Consider the following 17474-nt stretch of genomic DNA (forward strand, 5'->3'; position numbering starts at 1 on the left):
ACTCTATTGGGAGAATTATCTTTGGCTGGAACCAAGGGCAAAAGCAAGAGTGCAACCTAGGCAAGGTTAACAACCAGAGCTTTGTCTTCATTCCCACCGATTGGATGGGGATGAGCTACCTAACTATGGTGAAAAACCCGACGGGTGGCGAGCATCTGGGAAGCGAGTAAAGCGGGGGCTATACCAAACGGCAGCAGGGTTGCTGGTTAACGCAGATGCCAATGCTGCCGCTAACCTACTGAGGAAGGTAAGCAGAACCTTGGGGCTTTGTCTCAAGGGACTGTCTAGGGGCGTCTTGACAGTGCCTTTGCGAGTCCGTCTGTGGACTGCGTAAGAATCCCCCGACTTTAGTCGGTGGGAGTGTCAAAAAAGCTCGGTAGGCAAATGCTTAAGCTTGCTTCCGGGGCAGCAGTAGAGACCTTTGGGCTCCGCCTGTCCAAAACCCTGTCTTAGGAGGCACTTGTGGCGGCTAGGGATCGTTGCACAATCCGAGATAGACGAGCCTTCCGACGGGCGGCTGTGTTTTTGTGGAGAACCCCTGTTTTGGCCGCTTTGTCGATGCGGCTAAAGGCAGCGCTCATCGCCGCTTGAATCTCCTGCAGGGTTTCCGGTTGGGGGTTGGCGGCGTAAGTAGAGGAGAGGGAGATCACTTTTTTCATCAGCGCGCGCACCATGGCCTTGGTAGCTTTGTTGCGCAGCCGATTTCGTTCGGCAATCTTGACGCGCTTGATGGCAGATTTGATGCGTGGCATGGTTGAAAGGGAAGTTACAGCGAGGATCTAGCATACCATTAGAGTCTGGAGCTCCACCAGTTCCTGCCTCTCCTATCCGCCCGACGAGATCCCCATGTTTCAAGATTGCAGCTCCCTCCTCCAGTTCAACCCCCCTGCCCTTTTCTATGGGGTTGCCGTTTGCGATGTGGATCGGGACGGGGCTTTTGAGCTGTTTGTGTGCGGCTTCCGCGGCCCGAATCGGGTTTTGAAGTGGAACGGCCAGGCGCTGATGGATCTGGTGGACGATACTCTGGCCGATGCAGGGCGGATGGCCATCGGGGTGGCTGCCGGCGACTTCGACGGCGACGGCCAAGAAGAACTCTATGTTTTGAATACCGATACCTTCGGCGGGCGCAAGCGCTTTGGGGATCGCCTCTTCGACTGGCAGGGATCCCGTTGGGTGGATCTGTTCTCTCTACCCCACAACCAAGATGCCCTCAACTTGACGGCCGGTCGCTCGGTGGCCTGCGTGGATCGCTTTGGCCAGGGGCGGTACGGGTTTTTCGTGGCCAACTACGGCGGCCCCATGCGCCTTTACGAGCTTTCCTCCGGCCAAATGATTGCCGATGTGGCACCAGAGGCGGGGGTGAACCGGGTAACGGGCGGGCGGGGGCTGGTGGCCCTGCCCTTGGTCTCGCAGCGGATGGACATTTTTGCTGTCAACGAGCAGGGGCCCAACTTTTTGTTTCGCAACCGCGGGGATGGCACCTTTGAAGAAATTGCCGCCGAAGTGGGGCTGGCGGATCCCGGCGAGCACGGGCGCGGCGTGGCAGCAGTGGATCTGGATGGGGACGGGCGGCTGGACTTGGTCTACGGCAATTGGGAAGGGCCGCATCGCCTCTGGATCCAAACCCCTAGCGGCATCTTTAAGAACGTGGCTCCGCCGGAGCTGGCCAGGCCCTCCCGCATTCGCACGGTGATTGCTGCCGACTTCGACAACGACGGCTACCCGGAGCTGTTTTTTAACAACATCGGCGAGCCCAACCGCCTGTTTGGCTGGCGCTCTGGCTGCTGGCAGGCCATTGACATTGGAGAGGCTGCCGAGCCGCAGGGATTGGGGACGGGAGCGGCAGTCGCCGATGTGGATGGGGACGGTCGCCTGGAGCTGCTCATTGCCCACGGAGAATCAGGCGCCCAGCCCCTGAGCTTCTACCGCCCCCTGGCTAATGCCAACAACTGGCTAAGGGTCTTGCCCCTGACTCGCCAAGGATCCCCGGCCCGCGGCGCCCTGGTGCGGCTGATCACCCCCACTCGCACGCAGATCCGTCCCATCGATGCCGGCAGCGGCTACCTCTGTCAGATGGAGCCGGTGGCCCACTTTGGCCTGGGATCCGAAACGCTGGTCAAGGAAATCCAGATCCAGTGGCCGGACGGAAAACAGTTGCAGGTGGCTCGCCCGCCGGTCAACGAGCTTTTGCGGATCCCTTATCCTGGCTAGCTCCCCTGAGAGATCTACTCAGCGGAGCCTGAGATCCCTGCCCATTCCGGCTGCACGGGGCGCTGCCAGTGTTCCCACCAGGCCAGCACCTCAGGTGAGCTGCCCTTGGCAGGAGCGGGGAGGGGGGGAGAAGGGGGTGTCAGCCAACTGACAGGCGTGGGGATCAGGCAACTGGGGTGGAGAGGTCGCAAATCGCGGTAGTGGCTGCTGCGGATGGCCAGAATCTCCTGCTGGATGACCTCCAGGGGCTCGCCCAGCTTCAGCAGCACATGGCTGCACAACCCCAGGCTGGCCTCAAATTCCGGGTGGACGACTTCTCGGGCTCCCAACTGATAGAGCTGCTCGATGTCCTCTTCATGGGTGGCCCGCACCACCACATCCAGGTGGGGCGCCAGTTCCAGCGCCCGTTTCAAGCAGAGGCGCATGCTCAGGCGATCCGGCAGGGCGATCACCAGGGCGCGAGCTTGGGACAGACAAGCTTTCTCCAGCACCAGGGCGCTGGCGGCATTGCCGTAGAGATAGGGGATCCCGCGCGAGCGCAACTGTTGGATCACCCGTTCCGACTGGTCAATCACCAAAAGGGGATGGCGACGGGCTTCCAGGATGCGCACGATGTCTTGCCCCACCTGTCCATAGCCGCACACCACCACGTGCCCCTCTTGGGGAGCGTCGGGAGCCAGAGCGCGGGGCTGCTCGCTCCCTTCCAGCCAACGGGCCCAGAAGGGGATCCCTTGTAAGTTTGCCAGCAGTCGCGGCGCGCCCCTGAGCAGAAAGGGAGTGACGAGCAGGGTAACAGCGGTGGTGCTGACGATGAGCAAATAGAGTTGCCGCGACACCAGCCCCAGCGCCTGCCCTTCACTGGCCAAGACAAAGGAGAACTCGCCGATCTGCGAGAGGCCCAGCCCCACCAACACCGCTGAGGGGAGCGGGTAGCCGAACAGACCGGCCAAAGGGGCCACCAGGCAAAACTTGCCCACCATCACCAGCCCCACTAACCCTAGGATCAAGGGCAGGTGGGCGGCGATAAAGCTGGGATCGATGAGCATACCAATGGCAGCAAAAAAGAGGGCGGCAAACACATCCCGCAAGGGCTCTACGTAAGCCAGGGTCTGGTCGGCGTATTCCACTTCTGAGATCATCAGCCCGGCGATAAAAGCCCCGATCTCACTGGAAATGCCCAGCCGCTCCGTCAACAGGGCAATCCCCACACAGAGGCTGATCACCCCCAGCAAAAACACTTCTTTGCTCTCCTGCTGCGCCAAAAGCCGCAGGAAAGCGGGCACCAGCCACATCCCGCCCACCACTGCTCCCAGACCCACCAGGCCGATCTCCGCCAGGGACTTGGCCAGGGATCCCGCCAGCTCCGGCAAAGGACAATCCAAAGCCGGCAACACCGCCAGCATCAGCCCTACCGCCAGATCCTGCACAATCAAGATCCCCAGCATGGCCTGAGCTTGGGGCGTGCCCATCTGGTTGGTCTCGGTAAGGCTTTTGAGCACCACCGCCGTGGAAGACAAAGAGAGCACCGCCCCCAGGAAGATCCCCTGCACCGGCGTCAGCCAGCCGCTGGCCACCGCCAGCACCGCTGTGATCGCGATGGTCAGGCCGATCTGCAAGGCACCGCCGCCAATGGCGATCCCCCGCACCTGGCGCAATTCTTTGAGGGAAAACTCCACCCCCAAGGTAAATAGCAAAAAGGTCACCCCGAACTGGGCCAGAGTTTCCACCTGCACCACTTCTTTGATCCACCCCAGACCCGTTGGCCCCACCAGGATCCCCGCCAGGAGGTACCCAAGCAACACCGGCTGCCTCAGCAGCGCTGCCAGAAAGCCACCCGCCGCTGCTGCCGCCAACACCGTCACGATGTCCAGAATCAGGCGAAAGTCTTCCTGCACAGAGACACCCACCGAGGAGTATGAACTTTTGTAGCCAATCCTGAGTATTCTTCCACGATAATGCCTCTCTTCACCTCTCGAGAGGGTAGAAGGCCCAGCCCAAAACGCTGAAACCGGCTCCCGAAGGGGATCCCCTGCACCCCAGTAGGGGTTCTCGGGCAGCCAGACAGGGGATCAGTAGAAATTTTTGTTAAAAGTTGATAGCGATACCTCAAAACCGTAGCTTATAATACAGAACGTAGATAGAAATCGTTCATCCTCTCGCGTGCTGTTCGATCCAGAAAGGAGCAAGACGGCAGCCGGAGGACGGAAGTAGGGAGCTATCCCGAAGGAACGCGCCTCAACCCCTGGGACTGTCCACGGGACATCCCGGGTCACTCCTCAGGAAGTGAAGTGGATGCAGACTATTACATTTGGAGGCGAAGATCATGGAACTCTCTTACCGTGGCGTTGGTTACACCCACTCACCGGCGACGGTGACTGTTTCTCCGGGCAAAGTGGGGGGTCGCTATCGGGGGCTGGACTGGCGGTTCCGCCACCTGAGCAAGCCGGTGGTTTTGCCCACCAACCTTGACCTGCTCTATCGGGGTGTGGCCTATCGTTCCGAAGCTGCTGCAGCGCCGCCTCAAACCGTTCAGACAGCCGAGGCACCTGCTCCTGGCCGTTCTCACGTTCTGGATGAGCTGGCTCGCCGCCTGATGATGGGCCACCAACGCGCGATTCGGATTCGTCAGCAAGCCATGTTGGTGCGTGGCACAGAGCGGGTTGGCCTGCATGTCAATGTGCGCAACTTCTGGAACCGCATCCAGGGGAAGGTACATCCCACTTTTCGGCTCAACTACGACCGTAGCCGGGTCAGCATGAGCTAGTGTGCCCACCAAAGTTCATCGCAATAGGCGGGGTACCCCACCGTCCATACGGTACGGTGGGGAGGGATGGCACCTAATAAGTATGACCCAAGTCCTGACTATCTCCTGCAAGCTCGAGGTGGCTGCGTCGCGAGCCCCAAAGCTGGACGCAACCAAGGCCTAAGGTTCGCTGGCGGGAGGGGGAACGTGTCAACCAACAGCCGCGCAGCTAGACAGAACGGCGGCGGTTGAACAGTGAGGCCTACGGCCCGCTAGCGCGAGGGGCGTTCTGCCCGTTGAGGCAGTTTGTGCGCTACAAGGCGGCAAGAGCAGGAGTCAAGAATGTGATTGCACTTTTGGGGGGCTGCCATAAACCAGCCTGCCCCCCTTCCCTCTGTATACGGGGGGATAGAGGGGGGTTCGTGGTTGGCTTGCCAACTGCAGAGCTGCTATTCGCGTCAGCGGCGCGTAGCGCTAAAACCCCACCCGCCTAGGCGGTGGGGTAGTTTATTTTGGGCTATTGTCGTTGCGGAGGAAGCCTAGCGATGAGTCAGCATTTGCCGGAATCCTCTGTTCCGGAGGAAGATCCCAGCCTGTTGATGGATCGGCTGCGGCGCAAAGAGGGGGGGTGGCTGGACTGGGCAAAGGCCTGCCAAAGCTTGCAACGACAGAAAGTGACTCCCCAGGCCATCTTCGAGGCGACTGGGTTTGAGCCCGTCCGCCAAAACCAGATCATTGTCGCCGCCCAGGTTTACGAAGGAATGGCGAAAGCAGGAGCCAGCTTAGCTGTTTTGGAGCACTTTGCCCAAAAAGGCAGCGATATCCTCTACGAGTTGCGCATCCTCTCGCCCCAGGATCGCGTCCGGGTGGCGGAGCTGATTGTCAGCCGCAACCTAGGTGCCGATGAGGCGCACGAGATCGCCCGTGCCATGAAGAACTATGCCCAACTGCGGCAGCTCCCGGAAGGGTTCACGGATCACCCTGGCGATGCGGTGGCCTATCAAGCCTGGAAAACTGCCCAGGAAACCCGCGATCTACAGGAGCGAGCCCGGGCCATTGGCCGCGCCTTTCAGTATGCCCACAGCGAAACGGCCCGCCAACAGGTTGAGCGGCTCTTGTCGACGCTGGCTCCCGGCTCCCAACCCCAGCGCAAGCCGTTGCCCAGGCTTTCGGTGTTTCGCCCGGAAGAGGATCTGCCCCGCCTGATGCCGGTGGCTGGATCCCTGCCTCTTTCTACTGCCACCTGGGAGCAGATCCCTGCCGTTGAGCCTCAAGGCCTTTTTGGTTGGGTCACCAGCGTGGCTGGGCAAACGTGGATGGCCTTGCCCGCTTGGCCAGCCATTCAAAGGGCCGCCGACCCAGTCGCCCTGCAGGTGGAGAATGGTTTGCTGGGATCCCTGTTGGGCTGGCCGGTGGCACCTGAAGAAGAACAGGATCCAATTTTGCTGGTGGTCGATCGCGCCGTTCGCACCTGGGAAGGAATGGCGGGGGTTTTCCTGGTGGATCGGGAGGGAGCCGTGGCGGTGGAGTGGATAGAGAATTTGCCCCCCTCTCCCCTGCTGGGCCAGGTGCTGATGGCAGTGCGTCCCCCCCGCATCTTCGACGAGGAGTTGGCACAGGATCCCTGGCAAATAGAGGAATAACTCCAGAAAGCCAGATGCACCACCCCCAGCCCCCGGCCAGGAACGAGTGGCAAAGCGGCTTCCGGCTTTGCTTTTCTCTTATGCCGGCATAAGGCTTGGGGGCGGAAGAACCAATCCTCACAGTTCTGGAGGTCGCCTCTCACGAACCAGTGTAGAGCCACAGGGGCAGGCCTGAGGTGCTTACCTCAAATTGCAGACGCGCCAATGCCTCTGCCGCCGGTAGCAAGCGAGCCCAACCCCTGCGCCGTGGGAGTAGATCGCAGAACTTCGCATCGGGCGGCAGCCCTGCCAGCTCCGCGGCCCAGAGGCGGGCATCCTCTTCTGTGCCCAGGCGATCCACCACGCCCAGGTGCAGAGCTTGTTCGCCGCTGAAAATGCGTCCATCGGCAAAGGTTTTGACCACATTCACGCTCAGCCGGCGAGCGGCAGCAACGGTTTGCACAAATTGGCCGTATGTGATGTCGATTAACTCTTGGAGGATGTTGCGCTCTTCTGGGGTCAGCTCGCGGTCAAAGGAAAGGATATCCTTGTAGGGGCCGGACTTGATGACCTTAAAGGAAATCCCTACCTTGTCCAGCAGCCGTTCGAGATTGTTGCCGCGGATAATGACGCCGATGCTGCCAGTGATGGTGCCGGGGTTGCTGACAATTTTCTCGGCTCCCATGGCAATGTAAACCCCCCCAGAGGCAGCGATGTTGCCAAAGCTGGCCACAATGCGGGTGCCCTTGCGTTCCCGCAGGCGCGAGAGGGCATTGTAGATTTCCTGGGAGTCTGCCACTGTCCCACCGGGGCTGTCGATGCGCAACACCACTGCCGGGATCTGTCTTTCTTCCACCTCTTTCAAGGCTTTGAGAACCCGCTCCCGGGTTCTGCCATCGATCACCCCTGTTACCTCAATGCGGCCAATTTGCCGACGCCAGCCCCCCGAGAACAATCGCTTCAGCATAAGAAAACGGCACGAAAATAAGCCTCTACCCTCGTATCATGAAGGCCGTCTGGGGGTGCGGTCAACCAAGCAGCTTAGACATTGCCGTACACCGGGATCGCTGCCCCTCTCAGATCCCGCGCCGCTTCCGAGACCAAAAAGGCGATCACCTGGCCGATAGACTCGGGCTTTACCCACAGCTCTGCCTGCTCGGAGCCCATGGTAGCCCGGTTGGCTGGCGTGTCGATGATGCTGGGCAGAACTGCGTTGGCGGTGATGTCAGTGCCTTTGGTTTCGGCGGCAATGGTGCGGGTCAGGGCCACCACCCCCGCTTTGGAAGCACAGTAGGCGGCCAGTTGGGATCCCGGCTCTACCGCCCCTCGGGAGGCCACGGTCACGATCCGTCCATAACCCTGTTGCCACATCTTGCGCAGGCTGTGCTTACAGGCCAAAAAAGTGGTGGTGAGATTGAGGTCAAAGTCACGCCGCCAATTTTCTAAGCTGTACTCGTGGGTGGGGCCCATGGCAAAGCCGCCCACCAGGTGCACCAAGCCATCAACGCGGGGCAGATCGTCAATGAGCTGTGCCACAGCGGCTTCGTTCAGCAAATCCACCTGCACACAGCGCACCTGGCCCAGGCTATTGGCCGGCAGGCGCTGCCGCAAGACAGCCAACTCCTCTTCTTGGCGGTAGGTCAAGGTCAACTCTGCCCCTGTGTCCAGGAGCACGGGGGTTACTCCCAACCCCAGCCCACCGGTACCGCCAGTTACAAGGATCTGTTTGCCCTGGTTGTTGAGCATAGGTTGTTTTGGAATCTGGTGAAAAACCCTTGAGGACTCCCTCTCACCCTACCGCGGTTTTCCCTCGCCGGAAACGGCAGCCATCCTAGGTGTCTGCTCCAGTAGCAGATCGCTCAGGGCCAGCCAATCGGGCAGATCCAGCTCTTCGGCACGGGCCGTGGGGCTGAGGCGGAGCTGGGCGAGAGCGGCGGCCACGGTCTGGCGATCCACGAGGCCTCCTAGAGCGTTGACAAGTTGCTTGCGGCGGGTGGAGAAGCCCTGGCAAACCAGTTGGGAGAACCAGCGGGGATCGCGGGCGGGGATGGGGGCAGGGCGGGGAGTGAGGCGAACCACTGCCGATTCCACTTGGGGAGGAGGCCGGAAGGCGCTGGGGGGCACGCGGCAGATGAGCTCGCACTCAGCTAGGTAACGCACCCGTACACTCAAAGCACCGTAGGCCCTGCTGCCGGGGCCGGCCTGCAGGCGCTCAGCCAGCTCTTTTTGCACCATCAAGACGATGCGCTCAAACTGCCTCACCGGTTGGGCCGGGGATCCCAGCACTTTCTCCAAAATTGGGCCGGTGAGGTTATAGGGGATATTGGCCACCAGCAGGCGGGCCTGAGGCGGGAGCGGCAGGCGAAGAAAATCTCCTTCCACCAGGTGAAAGCGGGGTTGGTCGGCGAAGCGCTTTTGCAGCAGCCGACACAGATCTCGATCGATCTCCACTGCCACCACATGTACGCCCTGGGCCAGCAACCGCTGCGTCAACTGCCCAGTGCCAGGGCCGATCTCCAGAACCCACGGAGGATCCCTCTGAGGGGGCGGCAACTGGGCAGCCCGCAAAATCGCCTCATGAACCGTGGGATCCTTAAGCCAATGCTGGCCAAACCGTTTGCGGGGATAGGGCATTGCTGGATCAGCACTGGGCCGGATAGGAGATTAGGTTGGGATCTGTATCCTCGGGGGAACCTTTTTGAGCTGGGCTCGCCTCCCCGCCCAGGAGCGGCTGGCGGTAGAGGGGCACGGTAAAAGTGACGGTGGATCCCAGCCCTTCGCCCAGGCTATAGAAGTTGATCTCTCCCCCCATCGCCTCCACCAGCCGTTGGCTGATGGCTAAGCCCAAGCCGGTGCCTCCGTACTGGCGGGTGGTGGAGCCATCCACCTGGGTGAAGGCCTGAAACAGCTTCTGCTGCTTTTCCAACGACACACCGATCCCGGTGTCAATCACGCGAATGCGGGCCATCCCCGGCTCGCCCGGCAGGAGGTCTGCTCGCACCGTCACAGAACCCCTGGGGGTAAACTTGATGGCATTGCCCACTAGATTGAGCATCACCTGCAGCAGGCGTTGGTAGTCGCCATAGAGCAAAATGGGCTCTGCCGTGGGGGGCAGGTAGAAGCTGAGCTGCAATCCCTTTTGACTGGCCTGCAAACTGGTTTTGGCCTCCACATCCTTGAAGAGGACTTGCAGGTCGCAGGGCTGAAACTCCAACTGCATTTTGCCTGCCTCGATCTTGGCGATGTCCAGCACGTCGTTGATCAAGGCCAACAGGTGCAGGGCCGAGCGGTAGGCTTCCTGCAAAAAGTCCAGCTCCTCTTCTCGGCTTTCGGCCATTCCGTCCAGCACCAGCCTAATAAAGCCGATGATCCCGTTGAGAGGGGTGCGCAGCTCATGGGAAGTATTGGCCAAGAATTGACTTTTCAGTTGGTTGGCCGATTCTGCTTGGGCACGGGCCTGCTCCAGCTCTTTGTTTTTCTGGCGCAGTGTCTGGTTGGCCAACTGCAGGCGAGTGGCCAGTTGGCGGCTTTGATCCAGCAAGATGGCGTGGGCAATCGCCGTGCCCAGGTAGGTGGCGATGCTCTGCAGCACCTGGAGGTGGCCGGCCTGCCAGACGGGGGCTTCGTTGGGGGGCAACACTTCCAGCCAGAGCAGGCTGTTGGCATAGCCCCGGTAAGACATGGCGATGGCCAGATGGCGTCCCATCACCACCGGCTCTTCTTGACGAAGGGCTTGCAGCAGAGGCGGGTGATCCGCCAGACGCAACGTCTGGTTCAACAGCGAGGGATCCCCTGGGTTGCGGCGGTACTCGGCGTTAACCGTGAGGGAGTCCTGCCCCACTTCGTAGAGGGCCAACAGGCAGCGATCCACCCCAAACAACTGCCCCAACTGCTCCACCGTCTGCTGGCACAGCTCGCGGATATCCAGGGAGTGGCCGATGTTGCGCAGCAACTGGGCCGTGATCCCCGGCACCGGGTTGGTCAGAAGGGGATGGGGCTGGGCAGTAGAGCTGCTGGCTCCGCCGGCCAAGTTGAAAGGCGTTGCCCCCAACACCTTGCCCACCACCGAGACGGCCACCACCTCCCCCTCCATGTCCCGCACCGGGTTGAGGCAAAGATGCAAGTGCAACTTGTAGCGGGGAGAGATCACCTGACACTGGTGCTGCAAGGGATCCCCACTCGCAAACACCTGCTCGAGCTTGGCTTGGTACTCCTCCGCATTAGCCACCTCCCAGCTTTGCTGTCCGCTCAGGATCTGCGGCGGGTAGATAGCGTAGTTCTCAGCACCCTCCCAATAAAAACTCCAGAAACGCTGCTGGCGATCCTGGGTGTAGAAAATTAGATCTGGTTGGAGGACACCCATTGGGGAAGAGGCCATCATTGCGTCGGAAAAACAGAGCTCTTCGGCCTGAAGCCTCAGGTTTTCGCAGAGGAAGCTGGGCTGGAGTCCTTGTTGAGTCGGGCAAAGATCATCCGGCCCGCCGAGGTTTGAATGGCGCTGGTCACCACAACAGAGCGGGTCTTGCCCAGAGAGCGCTGTCCCTCTTCCACCACCACCATCGTGCCGTCCTCCAGATAGCCTACCCCCTGGCCCGGCTCCTTGCCTTCGCGGGTAATCTTGATCTCGAAGCTATCGCCAGCAATGTAGATGGGTCGCAGCGCTTCGGCCAGCTCGTTCACGTTCAGCACCTTGATCCCCTGCAGCGTGGCCACCTTTTTCAGGTTGTAATCGGTGGTCACCAGCGTTCCCCCCACATTTTGGGCAAGGCGCACCAGCTTCTCGTCCACGGTGGTCAGATCCGGGTAGTTGGCTTCGTGAATCACAAAGCGCTCGGGGTAAGACTGGCGCAGCGCTTGCAGCGTATCCAACCCTCTGCGACCTCGCTCCCGTTTTTGCGGATCGGCTTTGTCGGCAATGGTTTGCAGCTCCGCGATGACAAAGCGAGGGATCACCAGCGTCCCCTCCAAAAAGCCCGTCTCGATCAACTGGGCCACGCGCCCGTCGATGATCGAGCTGGTGTCTAAAACCTTGGCGCTGGCCGCCACCACACTGCCTTCTGCCGCCGCCTGCAGGGCGTAGTTGGGGTTGAACAGGCGCAGGAGTGCAGGGCCATGGGTATCGGCCAAACTTACCCCCAAGTAGGCAAAGGACAGGCTAAAAAAGATGGAGGCCAGTGGCTCAATAAAGTTATTGAGCTGCTGGGGCAGGGGCAACAAATAGACAGGAGCCATGGCCAAATTGGCAATCACCAGGCCAATCACCAGCCCCACCGAGCGGCTGATCAACACATCCGGCGGCAGCGAGCGTACATTGGCCTCGAAGCGGCGGTAGCCCCAGCGCACCAGGGATCCCAAAGCCAAACCCGCCAGGACACCAAAGCCGCTGGTAACCACGCGCGCCCCCTCCACATTGGCCCCCTGGATGGCGGCAGGAGGGAGCAGATCCAGGCCGTAGAATCCGAGACCTGCCCCGGCCAACATGAAGATCCCAATCAGCAAGACATCTAACATGGCGAAGAAAGCGCCCCTGCTCAGAATATGCTTGGGTCTGCTACTCGCAATAGGCAAATCCGACTCCTATTCTAGTCTTCTGGCTGAAGAGGGGGATCTCATCCCCCACCCCGAAAGAAGGAGACTATGCTGAAGAAAGGCCATCCCTCCCTGGCTTGGGGGGTGAGGCGAGAAATGGCTACAATCAACGTCTTAGGCAAGGTCTCAGCAAAGCTGGAAGCAACTATGGCACAAGCACTGGAATTGAACGCCGAAAATGTGGAAAAAGTGTTGGACGAGCTGCGCCCCTACCTGCAAGCCGATGGCGGCAATGTAGAGCTGGTGGAAATCGACGGACCGGTGGTGAAGCTGCGCCTACAGGGGGCCTGTGGCGCCTGCCCCAGTTCCACCCTGACCTTAAAAATGGGCATCGAGCGCAAGTTGCGGGAGAGCATTCCCGACATCCTGGAAGTAGAACAGGTGTTCTGAGGGCTCTGCCGCTTCTGGTCTGTTATCTTGGTTCCCTAGGGCAGCAGGTGCAGCCGTCGCTGTGACTCTCTGCCTCTTGACCTTTTTTCCTTCTTTCCTTCAAGCCAGCCCATGCCTGTCCTCCTCTCCATCGCCATCCTCGCCCTGCTGATCCTGGTGCATGAGGCGGGACACTTCGCGGCAGCCAAACTCCAAGGGATCCACGTCAACCGCTTTTCGCTGGGGTTTGGCCCGGTGCTGTGGCGCTACCAGGGCAAGGAGACGGAGTACGCCATTCGCGCCCTGCCGTTGGGGGGCTACGTGGGCTTTCCCGACGATGACGAGCGCTCCCCCTACCCGCCCGACGACCCGGATCTGCTGAAGAACCGCCCTGTTGCGGATCGCCTGGTGGTGATGAGCGCGGGGGTGATGGCCAACCTGGCCTTTGCCTACCTGGTGCTGGTGCTGATGTTTGCTTCGGTGGGGATCCCCTCGGTTACGCGCATCCAGCCTGGCATTCTCATTGCTCAGGTGATGCCGGATAGCCCGGCGGAGCAAGCTGGCTTGCAGGCGGAAGATGTGGTGTTGCGGGCGGCCGACCACGACTACAGCACAGTTGCCGACGAGACCTCGGCCTTGGCAGCTCTCAATGATTTTCAGGCGTTGATCCGCCGCAGCGAAAACCAGCCCGTCCCCCTGCAGGTGCAGCGAGGGGAAGGGGATCCCATTCTGGAGATCACGGTGATTCCCGAGATGCGGGGAGAGGTGGTGGCCATTGGGGTCAACCTGGCCCCCAACCAAGAGGTGACACTGCGCCCGGCCCAGAGCCTGGCAGAGATCTTTGCCGAAGCCGGGAATGCCTACCAGCGCCTGGTGATGATGAACATCAGTGGCCTGCAGCAGCTCCTGCAGAACTTCCAAAACACGGCCACCCAGGTATCCGGGCCGGTGGGGATTGTCAAGATTGGTGCCGACTTGGCGCGGGATGACGCGGCCAGCTTGTTTAATTTCACCGCTTTGATCAGCATCAACCTGGCCATTCTCAACCTGTTGCCCCTGCCCGCCTTGGATGGGGGGCACATCGCCTTTTTGATCCTGGAAGCGATCCGCGGCAAGCGGCTGCCCAGAGAACTGGAGGAACGGGTGATGCAGACGGGCTTGGTGCTGCTGCTGGGTCTGGGGGTAGTGCTGATCTTTAAGGACACCCTTGCCATTGTCACCGGGTCGGGCTAGCTGCAGATGACTAGCAAGCGGGCTTTGCGCCAGCGGGCTTTGGAGATCCTGATCCGGCTGAAGCGCCATTATCCCAACTCCACCTGTGCCCTCCACTACCAAACGCCGCTGCAACTGCTGGTGGCCACCATTTTGTCTGCACAGTGCACCGACGAGCGGGTCAACCAAGTTACGCCGGAGCTGTTTCGCCGCTTTCCCGATGCCCAGGCGCTGGCGGCAGCCCCACGGGAGGAGATCGAGGCCCTGATCCGTTCCACCGGCTTCTACCGCAACAAGGCTAAACACATCCAAGAGGCCTGCCGCAAGATCGTGACCGACTTCGGCGGCCAGGTGCCGCGCACCATGCCGGAGCTGCTCACTCTGCCGGGGGTGGCCCGCAAGACGGCCAATGTGGTGCTGGCCCATGCCTTTGGCATCAACGCCGGCGTGACTGTCGATACCCACGTCAAGCGCCTCAGCCGTCGCCTCGGCCTCACCGAGCACGAGGATCCCGTGCGCATCGAGCGGGATCTCATGCAGTTGTTGCCGCAAGCCGACTGGGAAAATTGGTCCATTCGCCTGATCGACCATGGGCGGGCCATTTGCACCGCCCGTAAACCCCTTTGCGACCAGTGTTTTCTGGCCGATCTCTGCCCCAGCGCTCCCCTCCTGAGACCGGCGGGGAAAACGGACAGAGAAGCTGCAACAGCCTCCCAGACTTGAGCGCTTGGCATCCGGTTTTTCGGCTCCCCCTCGCCCTAGAATAGGCTGCATGGACGATCAACCGACTAGACCGACCCCCGTGACCTTGCCTGTTCTGGTTATCGCTGGGCTGACGGGATCTGGGAAAACCCTGGCCATCCAGCAATTGGAACAACTGGGCTACACCGGCTTGGAAGGGATCCCGCCTGACCAGGCTGTTTCTTTGATCGAGGCGATGCGGCCTCGCCACCCTGCTCTGGCGGTGAGCCTAAACCTCCACATCCCGGAATATCGGGAGCAGTTCCTTGCCTTTGACCGCTGGCGGCAAGCGCAAGGGATCCCTTTCCTCTTTCTGGAGGCCCGTCCTCTGGTATTGCTCAACCGTCTTAGCGCCCACCGCCGCCCCCACCCTCACCACCCTGGCGTTGGCCTGTTGGAGGCCATTGAGCAGGAAGTGCGCGATCTGGCCCCCGTGCGGGAGCGCTGCACCCACCTTCTGGATACGTCTGAGCTGGACAGCCAGCAACTGCGGCAGCAATTACAGGCCCTGGCCCACGGGATCCCGCAGCCGCTCAACCTGAGGCTGGTCAGCTTCGGCTTCAAGTACGGTGCTCCCCTCGATGCCAACTTGCTGTTCGACGTGCGCTTTTTGCCCAATCCCTTCTTTCAGCCCCATCTGCGCCACCTGACCGGCCAGGATCCGCCTCTGCAGGCGTTCCTCTTTGCGGATCCAGTTACCCAATCCACCTACCGGCAGATCTTTTCTCTGGTGCAGGCGTTCTGGCCCCACTACCGAGCAGAACGACGGCCCCACCTAACCGTGGCCATCGGCTGCACCGGCGGGCAACATCGCTCTGTGGCTCTGGTGGAGCGCCTGGCTCAAGATCTGCGGCCTTGGGCCGTCCCCACCGACAACCCTGCCCTGCCTGCCCTGAACATCCAGGTGCAGCACCGCCATTTGCTGGATTCGCAGCGGGAGCTGGAGGCTCGCTTTGGCCCGCCCCCCCCTGACGCTGGCGTAGAACAGCAACAGGTTAGGATCCCTTTGGCCGGTGTTCCTGCACCTCCCCATGACTAAGCCCGTGCTCAGCAACAAGTCCACCGTGGGGGGGCCTCGCCGTCGCAAGGCCGCTTGGCCGGGAAATGGCTGGAAATGGCTCTTCCCTGGTCTGGCGGTCAAGCGCTGGCTCACCCTGGCCGTGGGGGGCGTGCTGCTGATGGTGCTGGGCATCGCCATCTGGACAGAGCTGACCCCCATCTTTCGCCTCAAGCGATTAATCGACATCACCCTGCGCCTGATCACCACCTGGATCCCAAACACCATCAGCGGCCCCTTGGTAACCGGGATCGGCCTGGTGATGGTGGTGCTGGGCTTCCGCAGCGCCATGCGCTCCATCGAAGATGTGCTGATCCCAGAAGGAGACGAGGCGCTGGTGGATAAGCTCCTGTTGCGGCGACGCCTGAGCCGTGGCCCTCGCATTGTGGTGCTGGGGGGCGGTACCGGCCTTTCCAACCTGCTGCGAGGGTTGAAGCGCTACAGCTCCAACATCACCGCCATTGTTACTGTGGCCGATGACGGCGGCTCCTCAGGGCGCTTGCGGCGGGAGATCGGCGTGTTGCCCCCCGGCGACATCCGCAACTGCCTTACCGCCTTGGCCAACGAAGAAAAGCTGCTCACGGAGCTGTTTCAATACCGCTTCCAGGCTGGGGAAGGGCTGAGCGGGCACAGTTTTGGCAACCTGTTCATCACCGCCCTCACCGCCGTTACCGGCGGCGACCTGATTCGGGCCATCACCGCCACCTCGCAAGTCTTGGCCATTCAAGGACGAGTGCTGCCGGCTACCCTGGCGGATGTCACCCTCTGGGCCGAGTTAAGCGATGGCCGCCGCGTGGTGGGCGAGTCCAACATTGCCAAAGCCAGGGGGCGCATCTGTCGCATTGGCTGCGACCCGCCCAACCCTCCCGCCTTGCCTGAGGCCATCGAGGCCATCGAGGCGGCAGAGTTTGTGGTGCTGGGGCCGGGCAGTCTCTACACCAGTATCATCCCCAACCTTTTGATCCCGGAGATTGTGGAAGCCTTGGCCAAGAACATGGCACCCCACATCTACGTGTGCAACATTATGACCGAGCCAGGGGAAACCGACGGCTACACCGTTGGGGATCACGTCATGGCTCTGGATCGGGTGGCGGGCGTGCGCTTGTTCGATGCTGTCCTGGTGCAACGGGATCCCCCTTCCCCCCGTGCCCTAGAACATTACCGCCGCAACGGTTCCGAGTTTGTGGTCTTGGATCCGGATAAGCTGGCCTACCTGGGCTGTCGGGCTGTCTTGGCCAATGTCATGCAAGAGGATTCTGAGACTGGCTTGGTGCGCCACAACCCTGAACGCCTGGCGGCGATGCTGATGCGCTGGTTCGACAGACACCGCTAAGCCACCCCACAGTCCCACCTTGCTAAGGGCTGGCCATAGCCAGTAGATTCTTGCGGCCCAGTTTTGGCATCCCCCTAATTCGTGAGGTTATGAACTACCCCACCGCGTAGGCGGGTGGGGTTTCCTCACCCGCTTGGCAGCGGAGCTTTTGTCTCTTCTTCTGCCCCAGTTGCTCCGTGGATCCCGTGTACCGGGTCTGTGAAGTAGAGCTGAAGCATCCAAGACTCACGAGGCTGGTTCCCAGCCCCGGTTGCCGATTAACGGCAACGTTGTACAGTACCATCACCGTCCCCCTGTCCCGCGGTGTCGCAAAACCACAGGCAGGGCAGACATGATAGCGGTTACTTAGCTCTGCCCACTCCTTGTGAACAGCACCACACTGCGGACAGCGCTGAGACGGCTTGAGGGTTTGTGTAGGAAGAAACAAGACCAAACCGCCTTTCTGCTCAATTTTGTAGGTCAACAGCCGGTTGAGGGTTGCAAAACCTACCGACAGAATCGACTTGTTCAGTCCGGCCTTGCGCTTCTTCTCTTTACCTTCGGCTTTATGGGTCATGCCCTTGACGTCGAGTTTTTCCGTTACCCCGATGTCATAAC

At 60.9% G+C, this 17474-nt stretch carries 16 protein-coding genes and 1 riboswitch; of the genes, 8 read left to right on the forward strand and 8 right to left on the reverse strand.

Annotated elements, in window-relative coordinates; translation table 11 throughout:
* Positions 1-449: 449 nt before the first annotated feature.
* A complete protein-coding gene (gene rpsT / locus NW852_RS02535; protein ID WP_414334928.1) occupies positions 450-752 on the reverse strand; it encodes a 30S ribosomal protein S20 in 303 nt (100 codons plus the stop codon).
* A 94-nt stretch (positions 753-846) separates the two neighbouring features.
* Between rpsT and NW852_RS02540 the strand changes: the two genes are divergently transcribed.
* Positions 847-2211 (forward strand): CRTAC1 family protein, encoded by a 1365-nt coding sequence (locus NW852_RS02540; protein ID WP_414365790.1) that lies wholly within the window; start codon positions 847-849, stop codon positions 2209-2211.
* Positions 2212-2225: 14 nt separating this feature from the next.
* Here the strand turns inward: NW852_RS02540 and NW852_RS02545 are convergent, their stop codons facing one another.
* A complete protein-coding gene (locus tag NW852_RS02545) occupies positions 2226-4118 on the reverse strand; it encodes a cation:proton antiporter (protein ID WP_414426437.1) in 1893 nt (630 codons plus the stop codon).
* A gap of 236 nt (positions 4119-4354) precedes the next feature.
* Positions 4355-4446, forward strand: a riboswitch (Glutamine riboswitch).
* A gap of 88 nt (positions 4447-4534) precedes the next feature.
* On the opposite strand from NW852_RS02545, the gene NW852_RS02550 reads away from it, so the two are divergent.
* Together NW852_RS02550 and raf1 are read left to right on the forward strand one after the other, a co-directional pair.
* Positions 4535-4975 carry a DUF4278 domain-containing protein gene (locus NW852_RS02550; protein WP_414371961.1) on the forward strand — a complete coding sequence of 147 codons (441 nt, stop codon included), beginning with the start codon at positions 4535-4537 and terminating at the stop codon, positions 4973-4975.
* Between the two features lie 524 nt (positions 4976-5499).
* Positions 5500-6597, forward strand: coding sequence for a RuBisCO accumulation factor 1 (gene raf1, locus NW852_RS02555; protein ID WP_414365787.1), 1098 nt, complete (start codon positions 5500-5502; stop codon positions 6595-6597).
* Between the two features lie 139 nt (positions 6598-6736).
* Here the strand turns inward: raf1 and sppA are convergent, their stop codons facing one another.
* The 5 genes from sppA to NW852_RS02580 form a co-directional block, all read right to left on the reverse strand.
* Complete coding sequence (gene sppA, locus NW852_RS02560; protein WP_414365786.1) at positions 6737-7543, reverse strand: signal peptide peptidase SppA; 807 nt, start codon at positions 7541-7543, stop codon at positions 6737-6739.
* Positions 7544-7617: 74 nt separating this feature from the next.
* Positions 7618-8322 (reverse strand): 3-oxoacyl-ACP reductase FabG, encoded by a 705-nt coding sequence (gene fabG / locus NW852_RS02565; RefSeq protein ID WP_414371964.1) that lies wholly within the window; start codon positions 8320-8322, stop codon positions 7618-7620.
* A 48-nt stretch (positions 8323-8370) separates the two neighbouring features.
* Positions 8371-9210 (reverse strand): 16S rRNA (adenine(1518)-N(6)/adenine(1519)-N(6))-dimethyltransferase RsmA, encoded by an 840-nt coding sequence (gene rsmA / locus NW852_RS02570; protein ID WP_414371966.1) that lies wholly within the window; start codon positions 9208-9210, stop codon positions 8371-8373.
* A gap of 7 nt (positions 9211-9217) precedes the next feature.
* Positions 9218-10939, reverse strand: a complete 1722-nt coding sequence (locus tag NW852_RS02575) for a sensor histidine kinase (RefSeq protein ID WP_414365783.1) — start codon at positions 10937-10939, stop codon at positions 9218-9220.
* A gap of 53 nt (positions 10940-10992) precedes the next feature.
* On the reverse strand, positions 10993-12087 hold the full coding sequence (locus NW852_RS02580; RefSeq protein WP_414365782.1) for a PIN/TRAM domain-containing protein: 1095 nt from the start codon (positions 12085-12087) through the stop codon (positions 10993-10995).
* A 225-nt stretch (positions 12088-12312) separates the two neighbouring features.
* On the opposite strand from NW852_RS02580, the gene NW852_RS02585 reads away from it, so the two are divergent.
* The 5 genes from NW852_RS02585 (at position 12313) to NW852_RS02605 (ending at position 16877) form a co-directional block, all read left to right on the forward strand.
* Positions 12313-12555: a NifU family protein gene (locus tag NW852_RS02585; RefSeq protein WP_414365781.1), complete on the forward strand. Its 243-nt coding sequence runs from the start codon at positions 12313-12315 to the stop codon at positions 12553-12555.
* A gap of 111 nt (positions 12556-12666) precedes the next feature.
* On the forward strand, positions 12667-13767 hold the full coding sequence (rseP, locus tag NW852_RS02590) for an RIP metalloprotease RseP (protein WP_414365780.1): 1101 nt from the start codon (positions 12667-12669) through the stop codon (positions 13765-13767).
* A gap of 6 nt (positions 13768-13773) precedes the next feature.
* Entirely contained in the window at positions 13774-14469 is a 696-nt protein-coding gene (gene nth, locus NW852_RS02595; protein ID WP_414365779.1) for an endonuclease III, read from the forward strand.
* A 79-nt stretch (positions 14470-14548) separates the two neighbouring features.
* Positions 14549-15526, forward strand: a complete 978-nt coding sequence (gene rapZ / locus NW852_RS02600) for an RNase adapter RapZ (RefSeq protein WP_414365778.1) — start codon at positions 14549-14551, stop codon at positions 15524-15526.
* Positions 15519-16877, forward strand: a complete 1359-nt coding sequence (locus tag NW852_RS02605; protein ID WP_414365777.1) for a gluconeogenesis factor YvcK family protein — start codon at positions 15519-15521, stop codon at positions 16875-16877. Before rapZ ends, NW852_RS02605 begins: the two co-directional genes overlap by 8 nt.
* Before the next feature lie 94 nt (positions 16878-16971).
* Here the strand turns inward: NW852_RS02605 and NW852_RS02610 are convergent.
* On the reverse strand, positions 16972-17474 hold a 503-nt coding region (locus tag NW852_RS02610; protein ID WP_414426438.1), incomplete at its 5' end, for a zinc ribbon domain-containing protein.

It is taken from the genome of Synechococcus sp. H60.1 (assembly GCF_047462335.1).
Classification (GTDB): Bacteria; Cyanobacteriota; Cyanobacteriia; order Thermostichales; family Thermostichaceae; genus Thermostichus.